Source organism: Staphylococcus sp. Y174-1, from assembly GCF_049897865.1.
In the GTDB taxonomy this organism is placed as follows: Bacteria; Bacillota; Bacilli; order Staphylococcales; family Staphylococcaceae; genus Staphylococcus; species Staphylococcus saprophyticus.
On the sequence record NZ_JAFCXB010000004.1, the window covers coordinates 15,656 to 30,546 of the forward strand.

A 14,891-nucleotide genomic window follows, 5' to 3' on the forward strand; every position below is an offset into this window, starting at 1 on the left:
TTTGCATCTGCGTGATTATTTTTCGAATGATATTACTTGTCAGTTTTATTTAGATTGTTTTTTAAATCTGATGTTTCATCTTTGACTTTGTCTTGCATGTTTTCAGATTGCTCAGTAACATTCGATTTTGTCTTTTCAGTTGTATTCGTTACACTGTTGCTTGCTTTAGATTGCTTACTTTCTAGTTCATTATCTATAGGTTGTTTTGACTTTTTATTTTTCTTAACTTTTGTAGTTTCAATGCTTTCACCATTACGATTATAGTACTGAATAATCGCTAATATATTTGTATAGTAAACGATTAATCTAATGATAATCACAATGACTGTAACAATGTAAATAATTACCATTGCTAATGTTTGAGACATACTACCAGTAAATATAGCAACTAATTGACTAAATGGATTAGCAAGTAGGATGACGATTAAATTTAGTAATAATAAACCAAGGTAGAATTTGAACCAAGTTTTTTGACCATTTTTAATGCCTTTAAATCCTCTTTTTACTGATGACCATGCACCATTACTAGGTTCTTTAACAAAAGCTAAAGTATAATTGATTGCGATAATCGCTAAGAACCAGTAAATGAATGATTGAATAAATAATACGATTGTTGCTGCGACAATTTGATAAGTAAGAGACCATCCAAGTGCATGATCAGAACTACTTAATGGTCCTTGTATTGCTGAAAATAGTTGAACGATTCCTAAATTTAGTACTTTTGAAACTAGTAAATTAAGTAACAATGCGATAATAACAAAAACTAAAGTAAATAAAGAAAATTTTAATCCTTTTAAGTATTTGCCTTTTTTAAATGTTGAAAATAAATCTTTGAAATTTACCTTGTCTTTATTTAAAGCTTTGTCTATAGTGTAGATAGTTCCAGCTATTAATGGGTAACCAATAAATATAAATACGATTAATGGTATGAGTATTGCAAGTACAAGTGAAAATATGGCGCCACCGATAGATTGTTGCATAGCCATTGCCATTAACAATTTATAAATAGCGGGTTGTACTGGCATAAATGTCAGGACTGTTAAAGCAAACAATATTATAAAACTTACAATTGTGAACATTAAAATTTTAGCATTTTGGGGTTTTGCATTTTGTAATGCTAATTTATGAAATTTAAACAAATTTTAAGCACTCCTTTTTAGTCATAAACATACGATATCAAAAATTTGATAATTTTAAAATTAATAGGTAACAAAATGGCAATAAAATGTTAAAATGTCCTAATGAGAAAAAGTTGAAAGGAGATATCATCATGAAATTTGCAATAATTACTGATGTTCATGGAAATTTTGATGCATTAGAAACTGTTTTAGATGATATTGATAGAAGAGAAGATATCAATAAGATATTTAACCTGGGTGATAATATCGGGGTTGGACATGAAACGAATAAAGTACTTGATGAAATTTTTGACAGAGATGATATGGAAATCATCGCGGGTAATCATGATGAAGCGGTGATGTCGATAGTGAATGACACACCTTATCCTGAAGACTTAAAAGACAAATTTTACGAACATCACCAATGGATTGAAAGTCATTTAGATGAAGATTATTACGACAGATTAAATGAACTACCACGTGTGATTGAAAAAACATTTAATCATAAAAAAGTGCTGTTTATTCATTATGAAATACCAAATGAACAATTAACTACACCGATTGATGGTCAACCATATAGTCCAATTGTGGAACCTAGTGAAGAAAACATAAAAGCTTTGTTTGAAGATAAACAAGCAGATTTAATCGTATTTGGTCACAACCACACTGTACATTTATATGATGATAAATCTACAGTTTATTTTAATCCGGGCTCTGTAGGTCTTAATAATGGTGCATATGCAGTTTATGGTATTGTAACGATTGATGAAAATGAATTTTCAATTGAACGTGTTAAAGTTCCATATGACAATGAAGAATTTATAAGAGGATTTGACGAGAAACAAGTACCAGCTAAAGCGCTGATATTTGATAAATTTTTATAAACACGTAATTTAAACCTATATATGCTGTATATAGGGGTAGACTATCAATAATGAAATCCCAAGTAGTGATTAATATTAGAAGTAGTAGAAATGCTAAATTATACTAAAGAAGCGAGCATGCGAAATCGACTTTGACTTTCGTACACTCGCTTTTTTTAATTTGTTTAATTGGTCAAGATTTTTAATGATCATGTGCATGATTGTGTGCAGTAGTTTTATATATAGATGAACATAACGTCTCATCGTCATGTTGGTGATCTTTGGTTTCTAACTGAATCGTCATATGTTGAATATTCAAGTGTTGTAGTTTGTGTTCTATTTTATTTAACAATTGCTCACCTTGAGCTACTGACATCTCATGAGGGACAACAGCGTGACAACTTAATGCATTTAATTCATTAGATATTGTCCAAATGTGACAATCATGTACGCTTTGGATTGCATCCTCTTCCTTAATAGTGGCAATGACTTCAGACATATTTATATCGATAGGTGTACCTTCCATTAAAATGTTTAATGAAGACTTTGTAATGCCCCAACTACTTTTAATAATTAGTAGTGACACAATGATACTAGCTATTGGGTCAGCTATCGTTAAATTTAAAGTCCATATGAGTATCGCAGCGATAATAGCTCCAACAGAACCTAAAAGGTCTCCCATAACATGTAAGAAAGCACCACGCATATTAATGTTATGCGATGTATCGCCACCTCTAAACATTAATAAAGCAACAATGATGTTGACTATCAGGCCAGTAACGCTGATGATAAACATTTCAGTCGATTGTACTTCTACTGGATTAAAGAATCTTTCAATAGCTTCAATAATGATAATGATACCAATGACAAAAAGTGTTACGCCATTAAAAAGTGCAGCTAAAATTTCGAACCTTTTATACCCAAAAGTTTTATTTTTATTTGCATATTTTTCGGCATAGATAAAAGCAAGGAGTGCGACACCAAGTGAAATTGTATCACTAAACATGTGTAAACCATCCGAAAGTAAAGCTAAACTATTTGCTAAAAGACCACCGATTATTTCGACAATCATAAAACTACCAATAATTAAAAAGCTGATAAGCAATATTTTTTTATTATTAGTGTGTACATGACCGTGAGCATGATTATGTTCGTGATGTTCTGACATATGAATATCCACCTTTCAATTATTATTTATGTGAGGCATGATGAATTGCTTGTTTTATTAAAGTAGTCACATGCGTATCATCTATTTGATAAATCATAGATTGCCCATGGCGATTCGATTTCACTAAATGTGCTTGTTTAAGAATACGTAATTGATGTGAAACATTTGATTGGCTTAAATTTAAAGTGTGTGCGATGTGACCTACACTACATTCGCCTTGAATCAAAAGGTGCATGATACGTAGGCGATTACCTTCGCTTAACGCTTTAAAAATATCGGTGACATATGCTACCGTTTGTTCATTAATTGACTCCGCCATATCTACTAACCTCATTTCTTCACATTAATATATGAATATTTGTTCATATATTAATATAATTTTGTTGAATAGTCAATGTTCAAAGCACAATAGTTTTAAAAATATGTAGAAGTGTTAAAATGAATTTAAGATTTTATTGAAGGAGGCTATATAATGAGTACATTAGTTATAGGTGCAAACGGTGGCGTAGGTCAATATTTAGTAAATCAATTAAAAGAAAGTGGCGAATCATTTGTCGCAGGTGTTAGAAAAGAAGAACAAGTGCAAGCTTTAGAAGACAATGGTGTGAAAGCGACATTGATTGATGTTGAAGCTGATGATATTGAAACGTTAACTCAAAAGTTACAAGGATTCGATAAAATTGTATTTTCAGTAGGATCAGGTGGTAGCACTGGTGCAGATAAAACAATTAGCGTAGATTTAGACGGCGCTATCAAATCAATTAAAGCCAGTGAAGCAAACCATGTAAAACAATATGTCATGGTGTCTACTTATGATTCTAGAAGAGAAGCTTTTGATGCAAGTGGTGATTTGAAACCATACACAATCGCGAAACATTATGCAGATGAATATCTTAAACAAGCGGATGTAGGTTATACAATTGTGCATCCGGGTATATTATTAAATGATCCTGGCATAAACAAATTTGCAGCAGATGCATTTTTCGAAGATAAAGGTTCAATTCCACGCGAAGATGTTGCGTCAGTCATTAAAGAAGTACTTGCAACAGATGATTATATAAATACTGAATTTCAAGTTGTGAGCGGTGAACAATCAATCGAAGACGCATTAGACCAGTTTAAAAATAAATAAAATATAATTAAATAAAGAACCAATTTACATGATGGTGTAAATTGGTTTTTTTTGTTAGAAATAATTGCTTTTTTAAGCAAATTACGAGCGAAAATTTGATACAATAAATTATATCGCTTGGAGGTTAATATGAATATTTCAAACCCAAAAATATATGAACAAGTTGCAGATATCATTTTAGAGAATATTAAATCTGAGGATTATCAGGTTGGTGATAAATTACCGTCTATCCAAAAATTAAGTAAGCAATTTGGAGTAAGCACAGCGTCAGTGAGGGAAGCGTTGAATGCACTGAGAACGATAGGCGTAATAGAAATGAAACAAGGATATGGTACTTTTATCAAACAAATTGAGCCTACTTTTTTTGAATTTGGGGACAAATTCAATTCTTTAGTTCAAATAAAAGAATTATTAGAACTCAGAGAAATTGTTGAAAGTGCAACAGTAGCAAATGCTGCACGATACCGTAATAAAGCAGATTTAGAAAAGCTAGCGACAGCATTGTCTGTGATGGGGGAAGCAGTAATTGATGGCACTTCAGGAGAAAAAGCAGATTTAGAATTCCACCTTGCAATCGCACATGCAGCTCAAAATTCATTATTAGTAGAGTTATTAAATAACATATCAGAACTTATGCAAAATTCAATGGAAGAAACTAGAAAAATATTTATCTATGATAAACAAAAAACAATGACTAAATTACTCGAAGAACACGAGATGATTTATCATGCCATTTTAGAGCAGGATGATAAGACAGCAGTTAAAGCCATGCAATCTCACTTACTCGAAGTAAAACAAACCATATTAGCTAACTTCAAAGAAACATAATAAAAAAAGCGCCATTTCACATGATAATATGAAAAGGTGCTTTTATCATGTTGTGTGGATTTTAGTAATTTTAGAGCAAGGTACTTATACATACATGAAATAGTGTCCAATAGTCAGCGTATTTTACATCTACTACTAAATAGAAAAGGGGCCTAAGACACCTATTTATGTCTCAGACCCCTAATAGCAAATTTTATAATTTGAAAAAGTAATCAGCTTTTCCAAATAATCATAAATTAATACAATACCTTATATGTAAAAACAGATAGAGTTTGTAAAAAACTCTATATCTAATTATAAAGTCAATTAGATTGTATTGGCAAGTCCAAACAAGAAAAATTTCCGGCGACAATATAATCATTCATTAAAATGATTCGTCATGTGATTGTACAAAATAGAATGAACTACCAATTTAAATGGGTCGTTGATATAATAATAAGTGATTTTAAATATATTGAAATACGCGTATAGTCATTTATACTCTCAGTAATTATGTGATACAATCACACTAGTTCTGTAAAAAAAGATGAATTTAAATGAGAACATTCACTTAAAAAATATAATTTTAAATATGATTACAACTTAAGAATTTGGAGGTGCGATGAATGCCGTTATTTTTAAAACCAATTTTTCATGAAAAAATATGGGGTGGCAGTCGATTAAAAGAATTTGGATATGATTTACCCAGTGATTATATCGGAGAAGTTTGGGGGATTTCAGCACATCCAAATGGCAAATGTGAAATATTAAACGAACCATATCGTGGGCAAACACTAGATCAAGTATGGGATGAACATCGAGAACTATTTGGTGATTTTCCGAGCCAAGAATTTCCATTAATGACTAAAATTGTAGATGCCAGAGAATCTTTATCTGTACACGTACATCCAGATGATGCGTATGCATATGAAAATGAGAATGGACAATATGGTAAGTCTGAATGTTGGTATATTATAGATGCTGAAGAAGACGCTGAAATTATATATGGATTAAATACCCAATCGAAAGAAACAGCAATTGACAAGATTGATGAAGCGGATTACGATTCGTTATTTAATAAAGTGAAAGTTAAAGCGGGAGAATTCTATTTTATACCTGCTGGAACGATTCATTCTATTGGCGCAGGTGTACTTGTTTACGAAACGATGCAATCATCTGATGTGACTTATCGTGTGTTTGACTATGACCGTGCACAAGATTCAGGCGATAAACGCGAATTAAATCAAGTTAAAGCGAAAGAAGTAATTGAAATCGCAAATGAAAGTATTAATATACCAACAGATACTGAAATCATTGAAAATCATAAACGTACACAACTTGTTTCTAATGACTTTTTTACAATTGTAAAATGGAACATTTCAGGTACATTAAATTATATGAAACCAAGAGAGTTTGTATTGATTTCTGTGCTCAAAGGTGAAGGTCAAGTCATTATTGATGGTGAAGTATTCGATTTAGTACAAGGACAGAATTTTATATTAACGTCTGATGATTTAGATACAATATTTGAAGGTCAGTATGAATTGATTGTAAGTTACTTATAGAGATAGAAGTGGGAGTGCATTAAAATGATTAAGTTTTTATATGTATCACTTGTATGTGGTCTTTTATCTGGTGCAGGCATATTTTTAAAGACGGATATATTTCCTTCGATGGCTGTTCCAATGATTTTTGGTGTAATAGGAATTATTGCAGCATTGATTACAATACCGGATAAAGAAATAAGTGGTATGCTCAAATTCGGTGGTGTGTTAATTAATACGATGCCAATTCTGGGCGCTTTAACGTTAACTTAACAATGTATAAATTGAGTATCTTTGCGATTGCGTGAATGATACTTTTTTTATGAATTTTATAAAATATGGAGAGACAATGTGTGATTAGCAATAAAGTTCTTAAACATCAGTTTAATTTTTCTTTATAACACCGTGTACATTTCAATATTTACAGTTTAGATAATCTGAAATATGTTAAAATAGTATTTAAATTGGAGGTGGCAAGATTGGATAAAGCAAGAGGCCTCATTATGACTTTAGTAATCGCAATGGTCGCTACAATTATGGGCAGTAAATTCCCTATCATTGGGAGTGCTATATTTGCAATCATAATAGGTATTTTAATTAATAATATAATAACAATCCCTAAAAAATATGATGCTGGTATAAAATTCAGCAGTAAAAAAATATTACACTATAGTATAGTCGTGTTAGGGTTTACATTAAGCTTCCAATCTATTGGCGCCATCGGTTGGAGATCTTTACCAATTATTTTTGTTACATTGTTTGCAGCGGCATTAATTGTTTATGTATTAATGAAACTGTTTAATATTAATGAACATTTAAGTATATTAATTGGGGTAGGGACTTCCATATGTGGTGGTTCAGCAATTGCCGCAACGAGTCCGGTTATAAAAGCAAAGGAAAGTGAAGTTGCATTTGCTATTTCGACGATTTTCTTATTTAATCTCATAGCAGTGTTCATCTTCCCACCAATTGGTCATATCATGCATATGGGACAAGCGACTTTTGGTTATTTTGGAGGAACGGCGATTAACGACACGTCAAGTGTCATTGCAGCAACTTCTAATTACGGTAAAACTGCATTGGAAACAGGGGCCGTTGTTAAATTAACACGTACGTTAATGATTATTCCAGTCGTTTTATTTTTTACATATAGAACTATTAAAAAAGAAAAAGAGAAGCAATCGCACACATCCATAGCTAAAATCTTCCCATGGTTTATTGTTTGGTTTGTCATAGCATCATTGATAAGTACAATTTTCAATTTTTCACCATCAGTGATTCATATGTTTCAACAATTATCGTTATTTTTAATTACAATGGCGATGGCTGGTATTGGTTTGAATGTGGATTTCAAACAATTTAGACAAGCGGGTATCAAACCTATATTACTTGGTTTAGTGACTTGGATCGTTGTTATTATTACAAGTTTAATCACTATGAAATTAATCAACTTATTGTAATGTTTGTTCTATAAGGTGATTTTTCATATAATAGGAAAAATAGAATTTTTATATGAGATAAGGAGTATCTAAATGGCAGAGGAAACAAGTTATTTTTGGTTAAACTGCGGTTATAATCGCTGGAACCATAATGAACCAATGGTTGGACAAACAACATTATTTGAATCAGGTGCACAATTTAATCCCTCTCAAGGTTTCCGTTCATTTAAACAGGCCAAAGTTGGTGACCAGGTCATCTTTTATCAAGTGCAGATGGACACTGGTTTATTAGGATTTGGTGAAATCACAAGTGTACAAACGGGTGCTCAAAATAAAATTCGCGTTCATTTTGAATTACAAGAACAATTAAAGCCGTTAACAGCTGATTATTTAAAAAGAAGTGAACAGTTAGAATTTAGAATGGGTAATATGAAAGAAACATTATTTAATCAAATTACTAAAGAAGAGTATGAACTAATCGTTAGCTTAGGCAAAGGCCAAACTAAAATACCTAGATACTTTTTTATATCTGAGGAACAAGAATTTGAACCAGAATCATATAACACGATATTTACACATACGTATAATGGTATAAAAAGAAATGGTTATCATTTTTATACACAGTTAGAAATAGGGGACCAACTTGTTTTTTATAATAAAAAACGAGAGCAATCGGTCATTGGCGTTGGTGAAGTGAGTAAACATATACATGAAAAGCCACCTATTCCTGGTAGAACTAATAGTACGGCTATTGAAGTATATTTTGAAAAAGAAATTGAACCTGTCTCATTAAGTACTTTGAATAAGCATCCTAAATTAAAAAATCTTTACTACTTACAGGAAAATGCAAAACAAGCGATTGCAAGTATGTCACAAACGCAATTTGAATCTATACTTGAAATGAGTGCGAATGATGGTTTGAAACCACAATTTGAAGCCGTGCAAAGCGATAATGTGATAGATAAGCCAGCAGAAGATTTGAAACCATTTATTCTGCTTGTAGTAGATAAAGGAGAAGGATTAAAAGCGGCAGAAGACTTATTGCAAAAAACAAATGCGAATCCAGTTATTACTTCTGGGCACCCGGATTTCACAGAAGACATGCTTTATGGAAAATATTTACCAAATGAGACGGGCGCTTTATATTATAGAGAAGGTTTTATAACGAATCTCATGCCTCGAAAAGATAAAAGTTATTTAGTTATAGATAATTTTAACCGTATAGATCCTGATATTTTTCAAACATATATCAATGTGTTGGAAGGCTATGAGATGACGTTACCACGTTATAATAAAGATGGTACTATGGTTAAATGGTCTAGAAAAAAAGATTCGTTTTATCATTTTAATCCGAATTGGCATATTGTCGCTATCACGTATGACAGTTTAAATGAAATTAAACAAAAATACACAGAACAGTTTCTAAAATATACTAGAATTGTTAAAGTGAACCAAGATTAAAAAGAGTTTAGAGTAATTGAACTTATACGTTATGATGAAGCATAAGTAATTATGAAAGCATATGAAATGATCAATCCTTCAAGATTGGATTGGTCATTTTTTTATGCAAAGTATGACAATATAAATGTCTATTAATTATTTAAATTATAGTGGATACTTTTAAAACAGAAGCGTAAAAAAGACATAATGTTTTTAATCGACGAGCACTGATAGGAATAGGCAGATATAAGCACTTATGGTTTATTTTAAGGAAATTAGGATATAATAAAAGTAAGTACCATTATATAATGATAATGGTAGACTAAATATATCATTTTAGGAGCGTTGTATATGCCAATAATTTATTATGATGGTAACTGTGTTTATTGTTATAACTATGCGATCTGGTTAATTCAACACGGACTTTCTACACGTTATCAATTTGCCAAATTACAGGGTGATGTAGCACAAAATTTATTAGAAAATTATCCAGAAGCGCAACAATACGATAGTGTGATTTTACAAGAAGGTGACCAGTTGAAATATAAATCTGATGCAATTACAACCTTAATCACATCGTTGACTAACTACAAATGGTTAGGTATATTGTTGCGTTTCGTGCCAAATATAATCAGAGATTTTGGTTATCAATTATTTGCTGATAATAGAAATCATATGTGGAAAACCCATTGGCATGAACCTAATGATTATGAAAAATCATTTTTTATTGACTGATTATTTTTTACTGAAAATACGGAGGAAACAAACATGGGAAAAATTATTGTAATTGGTAGTGCATCCATAGATTTAGTTGTAAAAACTGATATATTGCCCGAAGCAGGAGAAACAGTAATGGGCACTTCATTTTTTACTAATCCTGGTGGCAAAGGCGCAAATCAAGCGGTAGCGGCTGCACGCTTAAGTAATGAAGTGTATATGATAGGTGCAGTGGGCGATGATGCATACGGCAAACAAATTTTGGAAAACTTGAAAGATAACCATGTTGATACCACTTATATGGACATCATTGACAATGAGAAGTCAGGTACAGCACACATTACATTATTTGAAGATGATAATCGTATTATTGTCGTTCCGGCTGCCAATAACTATATTACACCAGATATTGTTTTGCCAAAGTTGGAAAACTTTGGTGAAGATGACATTATTTTGCTCCAACATGAAATTCCTGAAGCAACGGTTCAATCAGTTGTCACATATGCAGCAAAGCATGGTATCAAAGTTATTTTAAATCCTGCGCCTTATCGTGAATTGGATAAAGAAGTAATCGAAAAAGTAACATGGATAACGCCGAACGAATCAGAAAGTGAATTACTATTTGACCATCAAGTAGAACAAGCACTTAAAGCATATCCACGTAAACTTATTATTACGCAAGGCGCAAAAGGCGCATTGTTTTATAGCGATACGCAACAACTGATTGAAGGTTATAAAAAGGAAGTCATAGATACAACAGGAGCTGGAGATACTTTTAATGGTGCACTAGCAGTTGCATTAATTGAAAATAAGTCATTGGAAGATGCTGTGAATTTTGCTAATTTGGCTGGTAGTTTTTCAGTGACAGGTTTAGGTGCACAAAGCGCAATGCCGTACAGAAAAGACCTGGAATAAGTAGTGTGCAATTTGTTATAATAAGTGTAGGTCGTTAAATGGACATCTAAATTAAAATAATTCTAATTTAGAGCACGAATATTCTTTACAGATTAGAATTATTATAATATAATAATTATTGTAATCAAGAACGTTGTTGTCATTTAATGATAATATTGAAATTTAAAGGAGAGATTTTACATGGCAAAAAGTAATGAAGAAGTAGTAAAAGTATTAAATCAACAAGTAGCAAACTGGACAGTCGCATTCACCAAATTACACAATTTTCATTGGTATGTAAAAGGTCCTAATTTCTTCTCACTACACACAAAATTCGAAGAATTATATGACGAAGCAAGTCAATACATTGACGATTTAGCTGAGCGTATTTTAGCTGCTGGTGGTAATCCAGTTGCAACATTAAAAGAAAGTTTAGATCTTTCAATTATCAAAGAAGCAGACAAAGGTTACAAAGCTGAAGAAATGGTTGAAGAACTTTCACAAGACTTCGATAATGTATCTAAACAATTAGAAGAAGCAATTGAAGTTGCTTCAAATGCAGATGATGATGTGACTGAAGATATGTTCATCGGTATGCAAACAAATATAGATAAACATAACTGGATGTTAAAATCATATTTAGGTAGATAATACATTCAGTTTAAGATAAAGAGAATAGTGTCTGGGCATATAGCTTAGACGTATAAAAGAGGCCCTGTCTATTTAAATAGACAGGGCCTCTTTCTTTATAAAAAATGTTAGCTGAGTGTTATGAATTAGCACACTAGCTCTATATGTATTTATTTACATATCAATCTGAAACCTAAAGAAAATGTTATTCAGCAATTTCTAATGCTATTTCCATCATTTGAGTGAAAGAGTTTTGGCGTTCTTCAGCAGTTGTCGCTTCATCACGTAAGATATGATCGCTTACTGTAAATATGCCTAAAGCTTTTTTATTTGCATAAGTAGCGTTTAAATATAGTGCTGCAGACTCCATTTCAATACCTAAGACACCCATGCGTTGCCATTGTTCATTGAATGTAGGGTCGGCATTATAGAACGTATCAGAAGATAAGATATTGCCAACATGTGTCGTAGCACCGATATCATCTGCTTTTTGTTTAGCTTTTAATATTAATTCAAAATCTGCTAATGGTGCAAAATGACCAGGAATGTTGTATTGCTCCACATAACTAGAATTCGTAGAAGCACCTTGTGCAATAATCACATCATATAAGTTAACGTTTTCTTGTAAAGCACCGCATGAGCCGATACGGATGATTGTGTCTACATCAAAGAAATTGTATAGTTCATACGAATAGATACCAATACTTGGAACGCCCATACCTGATCCCATTACAGATACTTCTTTACCATTATATGTACCTGTATAACCAAACATATTACGTACTTCGTTAAATTGTTCAACGTTTTCTAAATAGTTATCCGCAATATATTTTGCACGAAGTGGATCCCCTGGCATTAATACGGTTTTAGCTATTTTTTTCCCATTAGGTTGAATATGAGGTGTTGCTTTTGTCATAATCATCTTCTCCTTTAAATTCTTTATCAAATTAAAGATAACATTTGTTTATTATTTTTGCGAATTTTTGTAGTATAGAGGTAAAGAGAGAATGTTTATAAACATATATGTTAAATTTTACTATATAATTATGAGTGGGTTAAAACACCATATGCTAATAAACAAAATAATAGGAGGATTTAATATGAATTACGCAAAATATATAGACCACACATTACTTAAACCGGAATCTACGAGAAATCAAATAGATAAAATTATCGAGGAAGCGAAAGCGTTTAATTTTAAATCGATTTGTATTAATCCAACACATGTAAAATATGCTGCTGAACAACTTAAGGGTTCAGATGTATTAGTATGTACAGTTATAGGTTTTCCATTAGGAGCATCAACGACTGAAACAAAAATATTTGAAACAGAAGATGCTATTAATAAAGGTGCATCAGAAGTAGATATGGTAATTAATATTGGTGCTTTAAAAGATGGACGCTTTGAAGACGTTCAAAAAGATATCGAAGGTGTCGTAGGTGCAGCGAACGGTAAAACAGTTAAAGTTATTATTGAAACATGCTTATTAACTGATGAGGAAAAAGTCAAAGCAAGCGAATTAAGCAAGGTAGCTGGTGCTGATTTTGTTAAAACATCAACAGGATTTGCTGGTGGTGGTGCTACACCTGAAGATGTTAAGTTAATGAAAGATACAGTGGGCGATGATTTAGAAGTCAAAGCTTCTGGTGGCGTTAGAAATCTTGAAGACTTCAATCATATGCTTGAAGCAGGTGCCACACGTATTGGCGCTAGTGCAGGCGTTGAAATTGTACAAGGTTTAGAAAGTGACTCAGATTATTAATAAATAACTGAAATCTTGTCTGAATATAGTTATGTATTGACTTGAAAAATAGGGGAGGCCAACTCATATGAGAATGGTAGATATTATTGAAAAAAAACGTGATGGTCAAGCGCTAACGAAACAAGAAATTGAATACTTTATTGATGGATATACAAATGGAGATATTCCTGACTATCAAGCTTCTAGTTTAGCGATGGCGATTTATTTTCAAGATATGAATGATGATGAACGAGCTGCCTTGACGATGGCGATGGTTAATTCAGGTGATGTCATTGATTTATCTAATATTAATGGGGTTAAAGTGGATAAGCACTCAACGGGTGGTGTTGGTGATACGACGACACTAGTACTTGCACCATTAGTGGCTGCGGTAGGTGTGCCAGTAGCGAAAATGAGTGGTCGCGGACTAGGCCATACTGGTGGTACCATTGATAAATTAGAATCAGTTGAAGGTTTCCATGTTGAAATTAGCGAAGAACAATTTGTTAAATTGGTTAATGAGGCGAAAGTTGCAGTCATTGGTCAAACTGGGAATTTAACACCCGCTGATAAAAAACTATATGGACTTCGTGATGTTACCGGTACGGTGAATTCAATTCCACTGATTGCATCGTCTATAATGAGTAAAAAAATTGCTGCTGGCGCGGATGCAATTGTATTAGATGTTAAAACCGGTAATGGCGCATTTATGAAAACGTTAGAAGATGCAGAAGCATTAGCGCATGCCATGGTTCGTATCGGTAATAATGTAGGTAGAAATACAATGGCAATTATTTCGGATATGGGCCAACCACTTGGCAATGCAATAGGTAATGCTTTAGAAGTTAAAGAAGCGATTGAAACGTTGCAAGGTAATGGACCAGAAGACTTAACAGAGTTAGTTATGACGCTAGGTTCACAGATGGTAGTCGTCGGTGGAAAAGCTCAAAATCTTGATGAAGCACGTAAAATGTTAGAACAAGCAATTCAAGATGGTTCAGCGTTAGAAAGTTTCAGAACATTTTTAGAAAACCAAGATGGCGATGGTTCTGTTGTAGACGATGTATCAAAATTACCACAAGCCAAATATCAAATTGAACTACCCGCACAAAGTGAAGGCATTGTAACTGAAATTATTGCAAATGAAGTCGGTGTAGCTTCTATGATGTTAGGTGCAGGCAGACAAACTAAAGAAGACGAAATAGATTTAAGTGTGGGTCTCGTATTGCATAAAAAGGTTGGAGATAGCGTCAACAAAGGAGAGGCTTTGTTAACAATCCACAGCAATCAAGAACAAATTGATAACGTAAAAGATAAACTATTGCAAAGTATTACGATTAGTGACACTGGTAATGAACCAACATTGATTCATAAAATAATTACTGAATAGGAGAGGA

Annotated in this window: 16 protein-coding genes; 12 read left to right on the forward strand and 4 right to left on the reverse strand. The window is 32.5% G+C overall.

Annotated elements, in window-relative coordinates:
* Positions 1-32: 32 nt before the first annotated feature.
* The gene (locus ACP7BT_RS11545) at positions 33-1,139 is read right to left on the reverse strand and encodes a hypothetical protein (RefSeq protein WP_069821672.1); all 1,107 of its coding nucleotides are present in this window, start codon (positions 1,137-1,139) and stop codon (positions 33-35) included.
* Between the two features lie 131 nt (positions 1,140-1,270).
* Here ACP7BT_RS11545 and ACP7BT_RS11550 point away from each other — a divergent pair, with 131 nt between their 5' ends.
* Entirely contained in the window at positions 1,271-2,002 is a 732-nt protein-coding gene (locus ACP7BT_RS11550; RefSeq protein WP_037538006.1) for a metallophosphoesterase family protein, read from the forward strand.
* Positions 2,003-2,183: 181 nt separating this feature from the next.
* Here ACP7BT_RS11550 and czrB read toward each other — a convergent pair whose 3' ends face one another.
* Together czrB and ACP7BT_RS11560 are read right to left on the reverse strand one after the other, a co-directional pair.
* Positions 2,184-3,149: a CDF family zinc efflux transporter CzrB gene (czrB, locus tag ACP7BT_RS11555; RefSeq protein ID WP_002482682.1), complete on the reverse strand. Its 966-nt coding sequence runs from the start codon at positions 3,147-3,149 to the stop codon at positions 2,184-2,186.
* 22 nt (positions 3,150-3,171) lie between these two features.
* The gene (locus ACP7BT_RS11560) at positions 3,172-3,468 is read right to left on the reverse strand and encodes an ArsR/SmtB family transcription factor (protein ID WP_041080804.1); all 297 of its coding nucleotides are present in this window, start codon (positions 3,466-3,468) and stop codon (positions 3,172-3,174) included.
* A 153-nt stretch (positions 3,469-3,621) separates the two neighbouring features.
* On the opposite strand from ACP7BT_RS11560, the gene ACP7BT_RS11565 reads away from it, so the two are divergent.
* The 9 genes from ACP7BT_RS11565 (at position 3,622) to ACP7BT_RS11605 (ending at position 11,773) form a co-directional block, all read left to right on the forward strand.
* On the forward strand, positions 3,622-4,281 hold the full coding sequence (locus ACP7BT_RS11565; protein WP_002482684.1) for an NAD(P)-binding oxidoreductase: 660 nt from the start codon (positions 3,622-3,624) through the stop codon (positions 4,279-4,281).
* A gap of 129 nt (positions 4,282-4,410) precedes the next feature.
* Entirely contained in the window at positions 4,411-5,109 is a 699-nt protein-coding gene (locus ACP7BT_RS11570; protein WP_002482685.1) for a FadR/GntR family transcriptional regulator, read from the forward strand.
* A gap of 605 nt (positions 5,110-5,714) precedes the next feature.
* Entirely contained in the window at positions 5,715-6,653 is a 939-nt protein-coding gene (locus ACP7BT_RS11575) for a type I phosphomannose isomerase catalytic subunit (RefSeq protein WP_002482686.1), read from the forward strand.
* A 24-nt stretch (positions 6,654-6,677) separates the two neighbouring features.
* Entirely contained in the window at positions 6,678-6,905 is a 228-nt protein-coding gene (locus ACP7BT_RS11580) for a hypothetical protein (protein ID WP_037538009.1), read from the forward strand.
* Between the two features lie 206 nt (positions 6,906-7,111).
* Positions 7,112-8,092 carry a YeiH family protein gene (locus ACP7BT_RS11585; RefSeq protein WP_037538011.1) on the forward strand — a complete coding sequence of 327 codons (981 nt, stop codon included), beginning with the start codon at positions 7,112-7,114 and terminating at the stop codon, positions 8,090-8,092.
* A gap of 72 nt (positions 8,093-8,164) precedes the next feature.
* Positions 8,165-9,532, forward strand: coding sequence for an EVE domain-containing protein (locus tag ACP7BT_RS11590; RefSeq protein WP_011302649.1), 1,368 nt, complete (start codon positions 8,165-8,167; stop codon positions 9,530-9,532).
* A gap of 330 nt (positions 9,533-9,862) precedes the next feature.
* On the forward strand, positions 9,863-10,246 hold the full coding sequence (locus ACP7BT_RS11595; RefSeq protein ID WP_002482690.1) for a thiol-disulfide oxidoreductase DCC family protein: 384 nt from the start codon (positions 9,863-9,865) through the stop codon (positions 10,244-10,246).
* Between the two features lie 33 nt (positions 10,247-10,279).
* Positions 10,280-11,143 carry a ribokinase gene (rbsK, locus tag ACP7BT_RS11600; protein ID WP_002482691.1) on the forward strand — a complete coding sequence of 288 codons (864 nt, stop codon included), beginning with the start codon at positions 10,280-10,282 and terminating at the stop codon, positions 11,141-11,143.
* A 180-nt stretch (positions 11,144-11,323) separates the two neighbouring features.
* Complete coding sequence (locus ACP7BT_RS11605; RefSeq protein ID WP_002482692.1) at positions 11,324-11,773, forward strand: Dps family protein; 450 nt, start codon at positions 11,324-11,326, stop codon at positions 11,771-11,773.
* Positions 11,774-11,957: 184 nt separating this feature from the next.
* Here the strand turns inward: ACP7BT_RS11605 and deoD are convergent, their stop codons facing one another.
* Positions 11,958-12,668, reverse strand: a complete 711-nt coding sequence (gene deoD, locus ACP7BT_RS11610; protein ID WP_011302652.1) for a purine-nucleoside phosphorylase — start codon at positions 12,666-12,668, stop codon at positions 11,958-11,960.
* Positions 12,669-12,852: 184 nt separating this feature from the next.
* Here deoD and deoC point away from each other — a divergent pair, with 184 nt between their 5' ends.
* A complete protein-coding gene (gene deoC, locus ACP7BT_RS11615; protein ID WP_002482694.1) occupies positions 12,853-13,515 on the forward strand; it encodes a deoxyribose-phosphate aldolase in 663 nt (220 codons plus the stop codon).
* Positions 13,516-13,582: 67 nt separating this feature from the next.
* The gene (locus ACP7BT_RS11620) at positions 13,583-14,884 is read left to right on the forward strand and encodes a pyrimidine-nucleoside phosphorylase (protein WP_011302654.1); all 1,302 of its coding nucleotides are present in this window, start codon (positions 13,583-13,585) and stop codon (positions 14,882-14,884) included.
* Positions 14,885-14,891 lie beyond the last annotated feature (7 nt).

Coding starts and splice junctions, on each gene's coding strand:
- ACP7BT_RS11550 (WP_037538006.1), top strand. CDS start 1,271: ATGAAATTTGCAATAATTACTGATGTTCATGGAAATTTTGATGCATTA.
- czrB (WP_002482682.1), bottom strand. CDS start 3,149: ATGTCAGAACATCACGAACATAATCATGCTCACGGTCATGTACACACT.
- ACP7BT_RS11560 (WP_041080804.1), bottom strand. CDS start 3,468: ATGGCGGAGTCAATTAATGAACAAACGGTAGCATATGTCACCGATATT.
- ACP7BT_RS11565 (WP_002482684.1), top strand. CDS start 3,622: ATGAGTACATTAGTTATAGGTGCAAACGGTGGCGTAGGTCAATATTTA.
- ACP7BT_RS11570 (WP_002482685.1), top strand. CDS start 4,411: ATGAATATTTCAAACCCAAAAATATATGAACAAGTTGCAGATATCATT.
- ACP7BT_RS11575 (WP_002482686.1), top strand. CDS start 5,715: ATGCCGTTATTTTTAAAACCAATTTTTCATGAAAAAATATGGGGTGGC.
- ACP7BT_RS11580 (WP_037538009.1), top strand. CDS start 6,678: ATGATTAAGTTTTTATATGTATCACTTGTATGTGGTCTTTTATCTGGT.
- ACP7BT_RS11590 (WP_011302649.1), top strand. CDS start 8,165: ATGGCAGAGGAAACAAGTTATTTTTGGTTAAACTGCGGTTATAATCGC.
- ACP7BT_RS11595 (WP_002482690.1), top strand. CDS start 9,863: ATGCCAATAATTTATTATGATGGTAACTGTGTTTATTGTTATAACTAT.
- rbsK (WP_002482691.1), top strand. CDS start 10,280: ATGGGAAAAATTATTGTAATTGGTAGTGCATCCATAGATTTAGTTGTA.
- ACP7BT_RS11605 (WP_002482692.1), top strand. CDS start 11,324: ATGGCAAAAAGTAATGAAGAAGTAGTAAAAGTATTAAATCAACAAGTA.
- deoD (WP_011302652.1), bottom strand. CDS start 12,668: ATGACAAAAGCAACACCTCATATTCAACCTAATGGGAAAAAAATAGCT.
- deoC (WP_002482694.1), top strand. CDS start 12,853: ATGAATTACGCAAAATATATAGACCACACATTACTTAAACCGGAATCT.
- ACP7BT_RS11620 (WP_011302654.1), top strand. CDS start 13,583: ATGAGAATGGTAGATATTATTGAAAAAAAACGTGATGGTCAAGCGCTA.